This is a genomic window from Nocardia neocaledoniensis (assembly GCF_003182135.1).
GTDB lineage: Bacteria > Actinomycetota > Actinomycetes > Mycobacteriales > Mycobacteriaceae > Nocardia > Nocardia neocaledoniensis.
In genome coordinates, this window is sequence record NZ_QGTL01000007.1 from 184,389 (window position 1) to 199,518 (window position 15,130).

19 protein-coding genes are annotated in these 15,130 nt (G+C 70.0%); 10 read left to right on the forward strand and 9 right to left on the reverse strand.

Going from position 1 to position 15,130, the window contains the following annotated elements:
• Nucleotides 1–9: 9 nt before the first annotated feature.
• From DFR69_RS20140 to DFR69_RS20150, 3 genes are read right to left on the reverse strand one after another with little or no spacing between them, the layout of a single operon-like run.
• Nucleotides 10–642, reverse strand: a complete 633-nt coding sequence (locus tag DFR69_RS20140; RefSeq protein ID WP_110039143.1) for a class I SAM-dependent methyltransferase — start codon at nt 640–642, stop codon at nt 10–12.
• Nucleotides 639–1,883, reverse strand: coding sequence for a saccharopine dehydrogenase family protein (locus DFR69_RS20145; protein WP_110039144.1), 1,245 nt, complete (start codon nt 1,881–1,883; stop codon nt 639–641). The genes DFR69_RS20140 and DFR69_RS20145 overlap by 4 nt, the downstream gene beginning before the upstream one ends.
• Nucleotides 1,884–1,894: 11 nt before the next feature.
• A complete protein-coding gene (locus tag DFR69_RS20150; RefSeq protein WP_244198366.1) occupies nt 1,895–3,166 on the reverse strand; it encodes an ABC1 kinase family protein in 1,272 nt (423 codons plus the stop codon).
• Here DFR69_RS20150 and DFR69_RS35320 point away from each other — a divergent pair.
• The gene (locus DFR69_RS35320; protein ID WP_233000983.1) at nt 3,138–3,368 is read left to right on the forward strand and encodes a hypothetical protein; all 231 of its coding nucleotides are present in this window, start codon (nt 3,138–3,140) and stop codon (nt 3,366–3,368) included. The two genes, DFR69_RS20150 and DFR69_RS35320, sit on opposite strands and share 29 nt — an antisense overlap.
• An 88-nt stretch (nt 3,369–3,456) precedes the next feature.
• Here DFR69_RS35320 and DFR69_RS20155 read toward each other — a convergent pair whose 3' ends face one another.
• Nucleotides 3,457–4,173 carry a TetR/AcrR family transcriptional regulator gene (locus DFR69_RS20155; RefSeq protein WP_110039339.1) on the reverse strand — a complete coding sequence of 239 codons (717 nt, stop codon included), beginning with the start codon at nt 4,171–4,173 and terminating at the stop codon, nt 3,457–3,459.
• A 167-nt stretch (nt 4,174–4,340) separates the two neighbouring features.
• Between DFR69_RS20155 and DFR69_RS20160 the strand changes: the two genes are divergently transcribed.
• The 6 genes from DFR69_RS20160 (at nt 4,341) to purU (ending at nt 9,267) form a co-directional block, all read left to right on the forward strand.
• Nucleotides 4,341–5,672 (forward strand): DUF445 domain-containing protein, encoded by a 1,332-nt coding sequence (locus tag DFR69_RS20160; RefSeq protein WP_373866997.1) that lies wholly within the window; start codon nt 4,341–4,343, stop codon nt 5,670–5,672.
• 95 nt (nt 5,673–5,767) lie between these two features.
• Nucleotides 5,768–6,214, forward strand: a complete 447-nt coding sequence (locus tag DFR69_RS20165; RefSeq protein WP_110039146.1) for a helix-turn-helix domain-containing protein — start codon at nt 5,768–5,770, stop codon at nt 6,212–6,214.
• Nucleotides 6,214–6,864, forward strand: coding sequence for a heparin-binding hemagglutinin (locus DFR69_RS20170; protein ID WP_110039147.1), 651 nt, complete (start codon nt 6,214–6,216; stop codon nt 6,862–6,864). The genes DFR69_RS20165 and DFR69_RS20170 overlap by 1 nt, the downstream gene beginning before the upstream one ends.
• A gap of 84 nt (nt 6,865–6,948) precedes the next feature.
• Entirely contained in the window at nt 6,949–7,242 is a 294-nt protein-coding gene (locus DFR69_RS20175; RefSeq protein ID WP_186817325.1) for a DUF2516 family protein, read from the forward strand.
• A 61-nt stretch (nt 7,243–7,303) separates the two neighbouring features.
• Nucleotides 7,304–8,356, forward strand: a complete 1,053-nt coding sequence (locus tag DFR69_RS20180) for an alpha/beta fold hydrolase (protein WP_167456339.1) — start codon at nt 7,304–7,306, stop codon at nt 8,354–8,356.
• 20 nt (nt 8,357–8,376) lie between these two features.
• On the forward strand, nt 8,377–9,267 hold the full coding sequence (purU, locus tag DFR69_RS20185; RefSeq protein WP_110039149.1) for a formyltetrahydrofolate deformylase: 891 nt from the start codon (nt 8,377–8,379) through the stop codon (nt 9,265–9,267).
• Between the two features lie 3 nt (nt 9,268–9,270).
• Here the strand turns inward: purU and DFR69_RS20190 are convergent, their stop codons facing one another.
• Entirely contained in the window at nt 9,271–9,798 is a 528-nt protein-coding gene (locus DFR69_RS20190; protein WP_110039342.1) for a GNAT family N-acetyltransferase, read from the reverse strand.
• Nucleotides 9,799–9,935: 137 nt separating this feature from the next.
• Here DFR69_RS20190 and deoC point away from each other — a divergent pair, with 137 nt between their 5' ends.
• Nucleotides 9,936–10,604, forward strand: a complete 669-nt coding sequence (gene deoC / locus DFR69_RS20195; protein WP_110039343.1) for a deoxyribose-phosphate aldolase — start codon at nt 9,936–9,938, stop codon at nt 10,602–10,604.
• A 5-nt stretch (nt 10,605–10,609) separates the two neighbouring features.
• Here deoC and DFR69_RS20200 read toward each other — a convergent pair whose 3' ends face one another.
• A complete protein-coding gene (locus DFR69_RS20200) occupies nt 10,610–11,347 on the reverse strand; it encodes an LmeA family phospholipid-binding protein (protein WP_167456340.1) in 738 nt (245 codons plus the stop codon).
• 105 nt (nt 11,348–11,452) lie between these two features.
• Here DFR69_RS20200 and DFR69_RS20205 point away from each other — a divergent pair, with 105 nt between their 5' ends.
• Complete coding sequence (locus DFR69_RS20205; protein ID WP_110039150.1) at nt 11,453–12,061, forward strand: hypothetical protein; 609 nt, start codon at nt 11,453–11,455, stop codon at nt 12,059–12,061.
• On the opposite strand, the gene DFR69_RS20210 is transcribed toward DFR69_RS20205, so the two are convergent.
• The 3 genes from DFR69_RS20210 to DFR69_RS20220 are packed head-to-tail and all read right to left on the reverse strand — an operon-like array spanning nt 12,047 to nt 13,891.
• Complete coding sequence (locus tag DFR69_RS20210; RefSeq protein WP_110039151.1) at nt 12,047–12,853, reverse strand: class I SAM-dependent methyltransferase; 807 nt, start codon at nt 12,851–12,853, stop codon at nt 12,047–12,049. The two genes, DFR69_RS20205 and DFR69_RS20210, sit on opposite strands and share 15 nt — an antisense overlap.
• A gap of 9 nt (nt 12,854–12,862) precedes the next feature.
• Nucleotides 12,863–13,390: a DUF2505 domain-containing protein gene (locus DFR69_RS20215; RefSeq protein ID WP_110039152.1), complete on the reverse strand. Its 528-nt coding sequence runs from the start codon at nt 13,388–13,390 to the stop codon at nt 12,863–12,865.
• A gap of 18 nt (nt 13,391–13,408) precedes the next feature.
• On the reverse strand, nt 13,409–13,891 hold the full coding sequence (locus tag DFR69_RS20220) for a DUF2505 domain-containing protein (RefSeq protein ID WP_110039153.1): 483 nt from the start codon (nt 13,889–13,891) through the stop codon (nt 13,409–13,411).
• Nucleotides 13,892–13,934: 43 nt separating this feature from the next.
• On the opposite strand from DFR69_RS20220, the gene DFR69_RS20225 reads away from it, so the two are divergent.
• The gene (locus tag DFR69_RS20225) at nt 13,935–15,023 is read left to right on the forward strand and encodes a UDP-N-acetylmuramate dehydrogenase (RefSeq protein WP_373866999.1); all 1,089 of its coding nucleotides are present in this window, start codon (nt 13,935–13,937) and stop codon (nt 15,021–15,023) included.
• Nucleotides 15,024–15,130: the final 107 nt, after the last annotated feature.

Here is a 15,130-nt window from a genome sequence, read left to right on the forward strand (position 1 = left end):
GGGGATCGCTCAGGCGGGCTTGGTGGCGTCGACGTATTGCATGAAACGGTGTACGCGCTGGTCGATCTCGATCAGCCCGGCCTCGGCGAACAGGCTCGGGAAGGTGTCGCGATCGAACAGGCGCAGCCCGCTCAGCCCGGCGGCGGCGGTGCTCGCCTTGCCGAACAGGTTGTCCTCGCGGTAGCTGGTGGTGATGGCGATGCGCCCGCCCGGCGCGAGCACCCGGATCATCTCGCGGGTGGCCGCGATCGGATCGGGGATCAGGTACAGCGCGCCGAAACAGCAGACCGCGTCGAAGGTTCCGTCGGCGAAGGGCAGCGTGCGCGCGTCACCGCGGACGTAGCCGACGCGCGGGCCCGCGTTGTCGGCCACGGCCTTGGCCAGCATCGGCTCGGAGTAGTCCAGGCCGGTGACGTAACCGTCGCCGGTCAGGAACTCGCTCAGGTACCTGGTGAAATTGCCGGGGCCGCAAGCGAGATCGAGCACCTTCTTGCCGCCGCGCAAGCGCAGTGTGTCGACGGCCTCGCGGCGGTCGCTGCCGGTGGTGCGGCCGCTCGCGAGGTAGAACAGGGTGGGTCGCCAGGCATGCTCGTACACCGCGGCCACCGCGGGCACGTTCATCGCGACACGGGCCAGATTCACCGCCGCGCGACCTCGATGGTCATCCCGGCGGCGCGCAGCCGCTCGGTGAGCGCCTCGCCCATCGCCGAGGCGGGGGTGAGCACGCCTGCGCGCGCGGGGAGTTCGTCGAAGGCAAGGCAGAGCCCGCTCTGGCCGAGCAGCACGGCCGTCGCCTGGTAACCGGGGTCGCCGGTGCCGGAGAACGTGGCCTGGTACTTGGCGCCGGAACTGGTGCGCGCGAAGGTCTTCATGGTGAACCAGCCGCTGCGGCGGGCCTGTTCGCTGGGGCCGGTGCCCGGCTTGGGCAGGATGCGGTCGAGCAGCTTGCGGCCCAGTGGAACTCGCGAGAGCACGGCGCCCGAGGCCATCCCGGCCACGATGCCGCCCGCGATACCCGCCGCGACCAGCGGGGCGGCCACCGAATTGCCCGCGTTCATCACCTCGCGGTAGCGGAACTGCTTGCCGTAGGCCCAGCCGAGCAGGCCGTTGGTGCGGCGCACGACCTTGGTGTTGTGCGAGGCCATGATGAAGGTGGTGACCCAGCCGTCGAGGCTGGGATCGATGCTGTCGGCCCTGGCCAGCGCCTGATCGGACTGGCGGCCCACGTCGGGGTCCATGCTGCGGTCGGGGCTCAGCGAGTACGGATGCGCCAGGATGCGGCCACGGCGCGAGTCGGCGGCGACGTCCTCCATCATGGCCCGGCCGGAATCGATGGTGCCGCCGCTCATTCCGCCCTTGAGGTAGGCCACCAGGGTGGTGTCCTCGAGCTCGCCGGTGTTGTCGGCGACGCTCGCGCGGTAGAGCTCGTAGACGCTCAGGTCCGACGGGATCGAGTCGTAGCCACAGGAGTTCACGATCTTGGCGCCGGAATCGATCGCGGTCTGCTCGTGCTGCTCGATCGCATCGTGGATGAACAGCGGTTCGCCGGTGAGGTCGGCGTAGTGGGTGCCCGCCGCGGCGCACGCCGCGACCAGCGGCATGCCGTAACGCAGGTACGGGCCGACGGTGGTGACGACCACCTTGGTGCGCTCGGCCATCCTCGCCAGCGCGGCCGGATCGGTGGAATCGGCTACCACCAGCTCCCAGTTCGCGGCGGCCGGGCCCAGCTCCGCGCGCACGGCGGCGAGCTTGTCGGCCGAGCGGCCGGCCAGCGCGATCCGCGCGTCGGCGGGTGCGGCGGTGAGCAGGTATTCGGCGGTGAGTTTGCCGACGAACCCGGTCGCGCCGAAGAGGGTCAGGTCGAACTCACGGTCTTGCGGCATCGAGGAGCCTTTCATCGAGTGCTCGTCTTGCGGGCACGCGGTTTCTTCGCCGGTTTCGGCGGGTGGGTGGTGAGCCAATCGCGGTGGGCCAGACCGAGTTCGGTGACGGGCGGCTCGTCGTAGAGCCATTCCCTGGCGATCAGGTGCCAGTTGGCGGTGCATTCGAGCTGGCCGAGCATGCCGAAGGTGAGGAAGTCGGCCCGGCGGGAGAACAGGTGTTCCGGCGGCAGGTTCTGCTGCTTCATCCCGGTGAACTCGCTGGCCCTTGGGTCGACGGCGAGCAGGAACGCGCCGCTGGCCAGTTCCGGGGTGATGGTGAGGACCTCGTCGACCAGGCACCATTCCGAGGCGGAGAGCACGTACTCGAGGCATTCCTCGGCGCCGATCTCCTCCGGGGAGTCGATCACGCCGCGTTCGATCATCAACTGGCGCAGATCTTCCGCGCGGTCCTCCGCGGCGGCCCGCAGGCAGAGGATCTCGAAGTGCACCAGTTTCGGGTCCATGCGGTTGAACAGGCCGAAGTCGAGGAAAGCGACCCGGCCGTCGCGGGCGAGCAGCACATTGCCCGGATGCGGGTCACCGCAGAACTCGTTGAAGGTGAACAGCGAGCCGACGTAGAACCGGTAGATGATCTCGCCGACGCGGTCGCGCTGTTCGGCGGGCAGTGTGCGCAGCTCGTCGAAGCCGGTGCCCTCGATGAACTCGGTGACCAGCACCCGGGTGGTGGACAGCTCGGGCACCGAGTCGGGCACCACGATGAACGGGTGGTCGCGGTAGAGCCGGGCGATCTCGGCCTGCGTGGCGGCCTCGGCCACGTAGTCGAGCTCGGCCTCCATGTTCAGTTTCAGCTCGTCCAGCACGGCGGGGGTGATCCACGGCATCGCCGAGGCCAGCACCCGGCGGAACATGGTGAGGTTCTTCAGGTCGGCGCGGACCGCGGCGTCGACACCGGGGTACTGCACCTTCACCGCGACCGCGCGGCCGTCGGGCAACGCGGCCCGGTAGACCTGGCCGATCGAGGCGGCCGCGATCGGCTCGGGATCGAATTCGGCGAACACCTCCGCCAGCGGTCGGCCGAAGTCCTCTTCGATCACCGCGCGCATTGCCTCGAACGACACCGTCGGGGCGGCGTTGCGGAGCACGGCCAGGCGCTGCTGGAACCGGTCGCGATGATCCGGCGGCACCAGGTCCAGATCGAGTACCGACATCATCTGGCCCAGCTTCATGGCCACGCCCTTCATGGTGCCCAGCACCATGACCACCTGTTCGGTGGTGCGGATCATCGACTCCTCGGCCATCTTCGCCCGGACCGCCTCGGACCGCCCGCGCATGGACAGTCTGGTCTTCTTCGAGCGGATCACCGAGCTAGCCGCCACCGCCCCCAGCTTCGTCCCACGGGCAAGCCGGGATGTCGGCACGTTCTTCGCCATCGAGGTACCTCCGTTGGTGCCGACGGGCACGGCGGCACGCGGCCGCCCCCGGTGACGCGAGCCACAGCGTCACACTCGGTTCAGCGTAACCAACCGGCCGGTAATGTCGAGCCCGGCTCCACCCTCGGCGACGAAGTGCCAGGTCAGGACGGCAGGGTGGGGATCTCCGGCAGGGCGTGCGGCTGGGCGCTGAAATACTCGGGCGAGCCGCCCGCGCGGGCGATGCCCTCGATCGCCGACCACGCCATCATCGTGAGGTAGTCGATGACGTCCTGGCGCGGCATCGCCTTGTCGGTGGTCGTCCACCAGTGCGTGGCCAGCTGGATACCGCCGACCAGCACGTAGGACCACAGCATCGCGCCGTCGGTCCGTACGCCCTTGGCGCCGGCCCGGTCGATGAGCACGGCCGTCACCACCTCGGCGAAGAGGCGTTCGAACTCGGCGAGCGAGGACTTGTCGCCCGCGGAGTTGCTCATGATGAACCGGTAGACCTCGGGGTCGTCGTCGACGGTGCCCACGTATTCGGTCATCGCGGCGCGCACCAGCTGGTACTCGTCGGCGTCGAGGCTGATGGCGCCGTACACGCGGGGCAGCAGCGTGGTCTCGATGAACCGCTGCATGGTGGCGTGCACCAGGTCGTTCTTGTCGGCGAAGTAGCGGTACAGCACGGTCTTGGACACGCCGATCTCGGTGGCGATCTCGTCCATGCCCGCCTGGCTGCCGCGGGCGCGGATCGCGTTGAGCGTGCCGTCGACCAGCTCCTCGCGCCGGTCGATCTTGTGCTGCCGCCACCGCCGTTTGCGGCCGTCGACAGGACCGCCGCCGCGAACACCGGCGGCGCGCCCGGTCTGCTCGCCGATCTCGACAAGGTCTTCGGTGGACAGAACAGCCCCCTTGGCATCGATGTGGCGTCTCTGGTCATACAGCTTAGGCGCGTGTCTGTGTGGTAGCGCTCGTTTGGTCGACGTTGCGGCATTTACCACACTCGCGGCGGCGCGGTCGTGGTACGCACAGCAGAATGGGGGCTATGGAGAAAGCTCCCGGCAACACGGCGGTTCTCGCGCCGCGCACCGAGCCCGCCGCGCAGCCCGCGGGCTTCGCGGTCATGACCGACGAGGCGGGCAAACGACGTGACCTCTTCAAGATGAAAGCGCTGGCTACCGGGTTTCTGCTGGTGGCCAGCGTGGTGTACCTGCTGTGCCGCTGGCTCGAGTCGCGCGGTGGCGGCGGCGAGTGGGTCGGTTACGTGCGCGCCGCGTCGGAGGCGGGCATGGTCGGCGCGCTCGCCGACTGGTTCGCGGTCACGGCGCTGTTCAAGCATCCGCTCGGCCTGCCGATCCCGCACACGGCGATCATCCGCAAGAAGAAGGACCAGCTCGGCTCGAGTCTCGGCGCCTTCGTCGGCACCAACTTCCTCGCGCCCGACGTGGTGTCGGCCCGGCTCGAGTCCGCGCAGATCTCGCTGCGCGTCGGCCGGTGGATGGCCGACCCCGGCCACGCGGCGCGGGTCGCGCAGGAGAGCGCGACCATCCTGACCGCGGTGGTCGGGGTGCTGCGTGACGAGGACGTCGAGCAGATCATCGACAACACCATCGTCAAGCGGATCGCCGAGCCGCTGTGGGGCCCGCCGATCGGGCGGGTGCTCTCGGAACTGATCGCCGACAACCGGCAGCTGCCGCTGATCGATCTGCTGGCCGAACGCGCGCATCAATGGGCGCTGGGTTCGCAGGAGACGATCGACCGGATCGTCATGCGCGATGCCCCGCAGTGGGCGCCGAAATTCGTCAACACGTTGCTCTCGGAGCGGATCTACCGGGAACTGGTGGAATTCACCTGGAAGGTGCGGTCGAATCCCGATCACGAATTGCGTCAGGCCGCCGACCGGTTCCTGCAGGATTTCGCCGACGACCTGCAGCACGACGAGGCGATGATCGCCAAGGCCGAAAAGGTGAAGGCCGAGATCATGGGCCGCGAGCAGATCACCGGAATGGCCGAGGCCACCTGGCGCGCGGCCAAGCGGCTGATTCTCGAGTCGGCCGAGGACCCCGATTCCACGCTGCGCCGCAAGGTGGCCGAGAATGTGCAGCAGCTCGGTGAACGCTTGCGCGACGACCCGGCCATGCGGAACAAGGTGGACGGGTGGATCGATCGCGGCGCCCGCTATCTGGTCGGTAACTACTCGGCCGAGATCACGACCCTGGTGACCGACACGGTCGCGCGCTGGGACGCGGACGAGGCGAGTAGGAAGATCGAACTGCAGGTCGGTCGCGATCTGCAGTTCATCAGGATCAACGGCACGGTCGTCGGCTCGCTCGCGGGCCTGGCCATCTACACGATCTCGCAGCTGCTGTTCCACTGAGCTGGGAGCGTTAGCCGAACCTGTGCTAACAGAAGTGCTTGCAATTGCTAGCACCCTGACTTAGTATTGACCGTACAACCGCCAGAAGGTGAGTGATGGCAGACCAACCCGAGGGACGTGTAGCGCACGCGGCACAAGACATCGGAGGGTTCATCAGGTCCCAGCGCGAAGCGGCGCAGGTGTCCTTACGTCAGCTCGCCGCACTGGCGGGGGTGAGTAATCCGTATCTCAGCCAGATCGAACGCGGATTGCGCAACCCCTCCGCCGAAGTACTCGCGCAGATCGCCAAGGCACTGCGCGTTTCCTCGGAGGTGTTGTATGTGCGGGCCGGATATCTCGAGCAGCGCCCGCACAGTCCGGTCCGGGACGCCCTGCTCGCTGACACTTCGGTGACCGAGCGGCAGAAACAGGTGTTGCTGGAAATCTATGAGTCGTTTCGCCGGGAAAACGGGGAAGAAGCCGGCTCAGGGGGGATCGAACGGGACAGCGACGTTTCGTTCACGACAACTGACACTCCGCCACACCAGGAGAACGAAGACTGATGACCGAGAAGACCGCTACCGTGACCAAGCCGCTGTTCGCCACCGTCGGCGCCGGTGACGCGATCTACACCGCCGTGAACGAGGTCGTCGCCGATGTGCGCGAGCGCGTCGCGACCGCCGATGCCAAGGCCCGCGTCGAAGAGGCCCGTGAGCGCTTCGCCAACGTGCCCGCCGACGTGCAGGCCCAGTTCGACACCCTGCGCGAGCGCATCGCCGGGCTGCCGTCGGAGCTGCCGGAGGACCTCGCCGAGCTGCGCGAGAAGTTCACCCCCGAGGAGCTGCGCAAGCTGGCCGAGCAGTACTACCGCCAGGCCCTCGACATCTACGCCGACCTCGCCGTCCGCGGTGAGGAGACCGTCGACCGGCTGCGTGCCAACCAGGCCGTCGACGAGCAGATCGGTCGCGTGGAGAGCCTGTACAAGGACGCCTCCGCCCGCGCCGAGGACGCCCTGGCCAAGGTCAACGACCTGCTGGGCCGTGGCAAGGCCGAGGCCGAGGCTGTCGCCGAGCAGGCCGCGGCCGTCGTCGACGCCGAGGTCGTCACGGTGACCGAGGAGCCCGCCCCGGCTCCGGCCGCCAAGGCCCCCGCCGCCAAGAAGGCCCCGGCCAAGAAGGCCCCCGCCAAGAAGGCAGCGCCGAAGAAGGCCTGATAAGCCAAGTAGTTCCCCCTGCAGGCAGCGGCTCCGCACACCCCTGGTGTGCGGAGCCGCTGTTCGTATGATGGGGGTGTGAATATGGTGAACGGTCTGACGTCGCTGATCCTGCTGGTCCTGTGGGTCGCGGCCTTCGGCGCGACGGTGTTCGCGCTCATCCACGCCGTGCGCCAGCGGGCGGAGGCGTTCACCGCCGTGGACAAGATGACCAAGCCGATCTGGCTGGCGATCCTCGGTGGCGCGCTGGTGTTCCTGCTGCTCGGCATCGCCGGGTTCGGCATGCTGACCTCGTTCATCGCGATCATCGCGACCGGTGTCTACCTCGCGGACGTGCGTCCGAAGATCGACGAGGTGCAGCGCGGCCCGCGCTGGTAAGTCTCGCGTTCAGTGGTACACGGTGTTACTGTATCTAGCAGTAACACAAAGGAGTGTGCCGATGCGTGCGAAGTTGCCGACGGCTCTGATCGAACTGGTGGGCTCGGCGTCCACCACCGTGAAAACGGTCCTGGCGGCCCACCGGGCCGATCTGCGGACCCGGACCCATGGCCTGGCGGCCTTCGATCCGCCGTCGATCCCCCACGAGGTGATCCCCGTGGTCACCGCGGACGGCGCACGGCTGCGCGTGCACGCCTACGGCCCGGTCGACGCGCCGGTCATCGTGTTCGCGCACGGCTGGACCTGCTCGATCGAATACTGGAACGCCCAGATCAACGCCTTCGCCGGCGAGTACCGCGTCATCGCCTACGACCAGCGCGGCCACGGCGAGAGCACCAACGGCTACGCGCGCCCGAGCACCGATCTGCTCGCCGACGACCTGTGCGACGTGCTCGACGCGGCCCTGCTGCCCGGGCAGCGCGCGGTGCTGGTCGGCCACAGCATGGGCGGCATGACGCTCATCGCCTGGGCGGGCCGCTACCCCGAACGCGTCGCCGAACAGGCCGAGGCCGTGCTGCTCACCAACACCGGCGCGCACTCGCTGGTCGAGGTCTCGACCATGGTGCCCGGTCTGAACAAGCCGCTGCGGCTGCTGCGTGGTCGCGCGCTGCCCTCGCCCGACTGGCTGGGCAAGCTCATCCTCGGCACGCCCGTCGTCTTCCCGCCGATCGCCCCGGTGCGCTGGATCTTCGCCCGTCAGGTGATGACGCTGGACACCACGCCGGAGAAGCTGAGCTACGCGCTCTCGGTGGTGCGCGGCTGTCCGATGATGACCAGGGCGCGCTACGGCCTGCTGCTGGCCGAACTGCACCTGGGCGATGCCGCGCGCAACTTCACCGTGCCGACCACCGTGCTGGCCGGTGACCGCGACGACATGACCCCGGCCGTGCACGCCGAGCGCCTGGCCGAACTGCTGCGCCAGGCGGGCACCCTCGCCGGCTTCAAGGTGCTGCCGACCGGGCACCTCGGCAATGTCGAGCGCTTCGACCTGTTCAACGCCGAACTGCGCAAGGTGCTCGCCGCCGTGCGGCAGCCCGCACGCGCGCTCGCATAGCCGCCTGCGAGGATGGGCGGATGAGTTCCGCCCCGTTGACCTCGGATGACCGCCGGTTCGTGCTCACCCTCGGCTGCCCGGACCGGCCCGGCATCATCGCCAGGATCTCCTCGTTCATCGCCGATTTCGGCGGCTCGATCGTGGAGGCCGGATACCACTCCGACGGCGACACCGGCTGGTTCTTCACCCGGCAGGCGGTGAAGGCCTCGACCGTGCCCTTCGGCATCGACGAGCTGCGCACCCGCTTCGCCGAGGTCGCCGCCGAGTTCGGGCCGGAGACCGACTGGCAGCTGCACGACTCCGGCGCCCCGCGCCGAGCGGTGCTGCTGGTGAGCAAGGACGGGCACTGCCTGCACGACCTGCTCGGCCGCGCGGCGGCCGGCGAGCTGCCCGCCACCATCGAGGCCGTCATCGGCAACCACCCGGACCTGGCCGGGATGACCGAGGCGCACGGCGTGAAGTTCCACTACGTGCCGTTCCCGAAGGACCCGGCCGAACGCGGTCCCGCCTTCGCGCAGGTGCGCGAACTGGTCGACGCCCACGATCCGCACGCCGTGGTCCTCGCCCGCTTCATGCAGGTGCTGCCCGCCGAGCTGTGCGAGCACTGGGCAGGCCGGGCCATCAACATCCACCACAGCTTCCTGCCCTCGTTCGTCGGCGCCCGCCCGTACCACCAGGCCTACGCGCGCGGCGTGAAGCTGATCGGCGCGACCTGCCACTACGTCACCGCCGAGCTGGACGCGGGACCGATCCTGGAGCAGGACGTGATCCGCGTGGATCACGCCGACGACGTGCGCGACATGGTGCGCCAGGGCCGCGATATCGAGCGCGTGGTGCTGGCCCGTGGCCTGCGCTGGCACCTCGAGGGCCGCATCCTCGTGCACGGCCGGCGCACGGTCGTCTTCGAATAGGGCTTACAGGTCGTAGAACGGCGCCGGGTAGCGGAACTCGCCGGTGACGGCCGGATCGTAGGCCGTGAGCGCGCGGACCTGGAAGTACTCGGCCCAGTCGGCCTGATCCGGCACGATGCCGAGCCGGGCGCCCGGTACGAAGCCGAAGCGCGAGTAGTACTCGGGGCTGCCCACCAACCCGACCACCGACTCGTCCAGCGCGTCGGCGGCGCCGAGCGCGGCGTGCATCAGGGCCGAGCCGACACCGGTCTTCTGATGGTCGGGGTCGACGCCGAGCGGGCCGAGAGCCAGCACCGGAAACGGGCCGATGCCCGCCCTGGTGAGGCAGAGATGGCCGACGACGGTGTCGTACTCCAGCGCGACCAGCGACAGCGTCGGCATCCAGGACTCGTCCGTGCGTAGGGCCTCGACCAGCGCCGGTTCCGGCGGTTCGGTGATGGAGACGTCCTCGGCGTAGTGCGGGGCGAAGGCGGCTCGGTGGATCGCGGCGATCGCCGCGGCATCCGCTGGGGTCTCGCGACGGATCAGCACAATCGTCTCCGTGTCTGTGGCGGCGGTCGGCGAACCGCCACGCATAAGTCTCCCGGATATGGGTAGGGCGGCGCAACGACGATTCGCCGGCGGCCTGCGCGTCGGCGGGCGGCACGCGGTGTGTCATGCTCGGGACCATGACCGTCTCGACGCCGCTGACCCGGGCCGATGTGGCCGCCATGATCGACCACACCCTGCTGGCTCCGGAGGCCACTCCGGCCGATGTCGAGGCGTTGATCGCGGAGGCGCGCCGGCTCGGCGTGTACGCGATCTGCGTGTCGCCGTCGATGCTGCCGGTGCGGGCGCCGGGGCTGGTCGTCGCGACCGTCGCCGGGTTCCCGTCGGGCAAGCACCACTCGCTCGTCAAGGGTGCCGAGGCGCGCCTGGCCGTCGATCAGGGCGCCGCCGAGGTCGACATGGTGATCGACGTGGGCGCCGCGCTGGCCGGTGACTTCAACGCGGTGCTCACCGAGGTCATCACCGTGCGCGAGGCGGTCGAGGACCGGGCGGTGCTCAAGGTGATCATCGAGTCGGCCGCGCTCACCGACCAGGCGATCGTCGGCGCGTGCCGGGCCGCCGAACAGGGCGGCGCCGATTTCGTGAAGACCTCCACCGGCTTCCATCCGGCGGGCGGAGCCAGCGTGCACGCGGTGAAGCTGATGGCGCAGACCGTCGGCGGGCGGCTCGGGGTCAAGGCCAGCGGCGGCATCCGCACCGCCGAGGACGCCGCGGCGATGATCGAGGCGGGCGCCACCCGGCTCGGGCTGTCGAAGTCCGCCGCCGTGCTCGACGGCTTCGCCGAATAGCCGCATCAGCAGGTGAACTCGGCCTGCCGACCGGTGGTGTCGGTGGTCTCGAGCGGGGTCTTGCCGCCTTCGAGCCGGACGATCACGCCGTCGTCGGTGACCTCGACCTCCTGCGCGCGCAGCCCCAGCGGGTAGCTCTGCAGGCTCTGGGTGAAGGTCTCCACGATGCCCTGCACCAGGTCGGTGGGCAGGCCGATGCCGAGCAGCTGCGCCGACTTGGTCTCCACGACCACATTGCCGCCGCGCACCATCGGCTGCACCTGCAGCTGGGCCAGCCCGCCGATCACGTCGAGGGTGAGCACGTCGCTGCCGGCCGAGGACTGCACGCCGCTGACCATGCCGCCCAGCGTCTGCTGGATGCCGGCGTTGTTCCAGGTGACCTCGGCCGAGGAGCTGCCGATGGTGCCGCCGCCGCGTCCGCGGTCGACCAGCTCGATGTCCTCGAACTCGGCCCGCACGTCCATGCCGACGGCGGGACCGAACCGGTTGTTCTCGCTCTCGATGCGTACGGAGCCGACCTTGCCGTCGACATAGGTGAGCAGCATCGGCTTCGGCCCGAAGCTCACGTCGATGCTCGAGCCCATCTGCTGCTCGAAGGAGCTGCTGATGCAGCGCGAGATCTGGTGGCGGGCATAGGCTTCGGTACTCACGATCGCGGCCACGAGTAGCACGGCGACCACGACCACGGCGATCACCAGCGTGCGCCGACCGACCTTCGGGCGTTGGGGCGTCTGCGTGCTCATGGGTTCGGATTCTTCCGCACGTTTCTGTGTCTGCTCTGAGGACGGGTTGAAAGCCTTCGCAGCAAAGTGTGGCCTGACGCACTTTCTGCGGCGTAGCCTGGATCCATGACTGGCGAGGGTGTGCGCCGGGTGCAGGGGTCGGCGGATCATCGGTGGCGGGTGCTACAGCGGCTCGCCGGCCGGCACGCGGGGTTCTTCACGACCCGTCAGGTGTTGCGGACCGGCTGCGAACCGCAGGTCAGGGCCGCGCTGGGGGACGGATCGGTGACCAGGGCCGGGGTCGGGATGATGCGGCTGGCCCGGTGGCGGGCCGGTCCGCTCGACGAGTACGCGATGTGGGCGGCCTGGTTCGACGGGGCCGCTGCGGTGTCGTATCAGAGCGCCGCGGAGCTGCACGGGATCGGCAGGCTGGCGCCGCGGTTCCTGCACCTGTCGGTGTCGGCGGGGCGGCCGCCGGTGACGCCGCGGCTGGTGCTCACCCGGCGCAGACTCGGCGGGCCCGATGTGGAATCGGCGGGGCCGTTCCTGGTCACCACGCCGGTGCGCACGGTGCTCGATCTGGCCGAGACCGAGATCTCGCAGTCGGCGCTGGACGAGGTGGTCGCCGACGCCGTCGCCATCCACCGCTGCGACACCGACGAGATCTGGTGGGGCGGACAGCAACTCGCCCCGCGCGCGGCCGAGCGGGTACGCCGGGCGCTAACCGGCGTCTGACCAGCCGTTCGGCGCGACCACCTGCCACGGCACCGACAGCACGCAGTCGCGCATCCGGCGCCGGTACTCGCGCACCGGGAAACCGTTGGCGCGCAACATCTCCGCAGCGTCCCGCCAGCGTACCCGCGGCCCGAACGGCGCCAGCGCGGCCGAACGGTCCCACGCGCGATCGGCGGCGGTGAGCAGCGCGTGCACGCGCTCGCCCGGAATGTTGCGGTGGATCAACACCTTCGGCAGCCGCTCGGCGATGTCGGAGGGCCGCTCGACGGTGAACGGATCCCAGGCCAGGGTCAGCGAGAGCGGGCGCTGCCGGTCGAGCAGCACCCAGGCGCAGCGGCGGCCGAGTTCGTCGCAGGTGCCGTCGACCAGCAGGCCGCCGGGGGCGAGATTGGCCTGGATGCGTGACCACGCGCCGGGCACCGCGTCCTCCGGGTACTGGCGCAGCACGTTGAACGCGCGGACCAGCACCGGACGCAGCCCGGCCAGTTCGAAGCCGCCGCGGGCGAAGCGCACGCCGTCGCGGCCCTCGACCACTCTGGCCGGATCGATCTCCAGGCCGACCACCCGCAGGTCGGGGCGCACGGTGCGCAGGCGGGTGGCGAGTTCGAAGGTGGTCCACGGCGCGGCGCCGTAGCCGAGGTCGACCACCAGCGGGTCGGCGGCCGCGCGCAGGCGCGAGGTCACCAGCTCGTCATGGACGAGCCAGCGGTCGCTGCGGCGCAGCCGGTTGACGCCGGTCGTGCCGCGGGTGATCGTGCCGACCGGGGTGTCGCGGCCGGCGCGAGGTTCCACCGCGCCGCGTCAGACGGTCTTCTTCGCGGCGGCTTCCTCGAGCCACCGCGCGGTCTCCTCCTGCTCGGCCCGGAACAGGTCGACCAGGTTCACCAGCATCAGCTGCTCGAGCCGAGGGCCGACCATCGGGATGAACACCTTGGCGGTCGGGGAGAAGCGCATGGTGGCGCCGGTCTCGGTGGGGAACAGGCGGATGGTGCCGTTGAGGCTGCCCGGCCCGGCCGGGATGGACGCGGAGAAGCGGCCCTCGGTCTCGTCGTGGTCGAAGCGACCCCAGCTCTCCTTGCGGGTGATGACCATGTCCTTGCGCATCACCGTCTGGGCGATCTCGGGCAGCATCTCCCGCGGCAGGGTGTGCGCCAGCACCACGTCGATGCCGGAATCGGTCACCTCGTGGCTGATCACCTCGTTGTGCGGGGCGTACTTCCGCATCTCGGCGACGCGAGCCTCCCAGTAATCCCTGCTCCGCAGCGCCGCGTACAGCTCTTCGGTGGTGTGCAGCGGATACCGGGCGGAGTAGTCAAGTCGACGTGCCATGGGCCTACACGTTACCCGTCAGCGGTTGAGCCACTGCTCGGTGAAGGCGGCCTCGTTGTTGAGCAGCTCCAGCAGGTGCTCGGAGATGGCCGCCTCGATCTTGCCGCCGAACAGCGGGATCTTCACCTCGATGGTGCCGCTGACGGTGACGACCGCGCCGGTGCCCTCGTCGGTCATGGTGGCGGTGGCGGTGACCTTGGCGGGCGCGCCGTCGACGTGCGCCTCGACCGTGCCGGTGGTGCCGCTGTAGGTCTCGGTGCGCGGGATGATCAGGTCACCGGGGCGCACGGCGGTGATGGCGGGCGGCAGCTGGTCGGCCGGGATGGACTGCACCATCTGCACGCGCACCGAGGCGGCGTCGGCGGCGAAGGAATCGAGCCGGGCGCCGGGGCCGCCGACCTCTTCGATCCGAGCCTTCCAGTACTGCTCGTCGGCGAACGCCGCACGCACGGCCTCGACCGAATGGGAGTAGCGCGCCGTGAACGCCAGAGGTGTAGCCATGCGCGACACGCTACCGTCTCTACCCGTGCGTACAACACGGGTGGTGTCCTCCGATCAGCTGCGTGACCTCCTCGCCGGGACCGGCGCGGTGGTGCGGGAATCGGTGCGTCTGGCCGAACTGACGACGCTGCGGGTCGGCGGGCCCGCGCTGGTCGCCGAATGCGGCAGCACCGAGGCGCTGATCGCCACGGTGTCGGCGCTGGACGCGGCGGATGTGCGGGTGTTGCTGATCGCGGGCGGATCGAACCTGCTCATCGACGATGCCGGGTTCGACGGCGTGGTCGTGCGGGTGGGGAACACGGCGGTCGAGATCGGCGCCGACAGCGTGCTCGCGGAGGCGGGCGCCGTCTGGGACGAGGTGGTCGCGGCGACCGTCGCCGCCGGTCTCGGCGGGCTCGAGTGCCTGTCCGGCATCCCCGGCTCGGCGGGGGCCACGCCGGTGCAGAACGTCGGCGCGTACGGCGTCGAGGTGGCCACGCTGCTGCGCCGGGTGCGGCTGCTCGACCGCGCGAGCGGTGCGGTGCGCTGGGTGGAACCGGCCGAACTCGGCTTCGGTTACCGGACCAGTGTGCTCAAGCACAGCGACGCCGCGGTGGTGCTCGCGGTCGAATTCGCGCTCGATCCCTCGGGGCAGAGCGCCCCGCTGCGCTACGGCGAGCTGGCCAGGGTGCTCGACGCCGCCGACGGCGAGACCCGCCCGGCCGCCGCGGTGCGGGCCGAGGTGCTGCGGCTGCGCGCGGGCAAGGGCATGGTGCTCGACCCGGCCGACCACGACACCTGGAGCGCGGGCTCGTTCTTCACCAACCCCGTGGTGAGCGCGGAGCGACTGCCCAGGGTACTCGCCGCGATCACCGCGCACCTCGGCGAGGTGTCGGTGCCGACCTACCCCGCGCCCGACGGCACGAAGTTGTCGGCCGGCTGGTTGATCGAGCGGGCCGGGTTCGCGAAGGGCTTCCCCGGCGAGCAGGCGGCCGCGCGGCTCTCCACCAAGCACACCCTCGCCCTCACCAATCGCGGCGCCGCGTGCGCGAGTGACCTCGTCGAGCTGGCGCGCACGGTGCGCGCCGGGGTGGAGGAACGCTTCGGAGTGCGCCTCGAACCGGAGCCGGTGACCGTCGGCCTGACCCTGTGAGTCCGGCTGCCGGCGGTCCGGCTCGGTGTGCCGGGCAGTGCACGATCTCGCGCTGAGCGGAGTGATCTCGCTCGCTGGGCTGGGCGCTGCCTGGGGCCGGTCGGTAG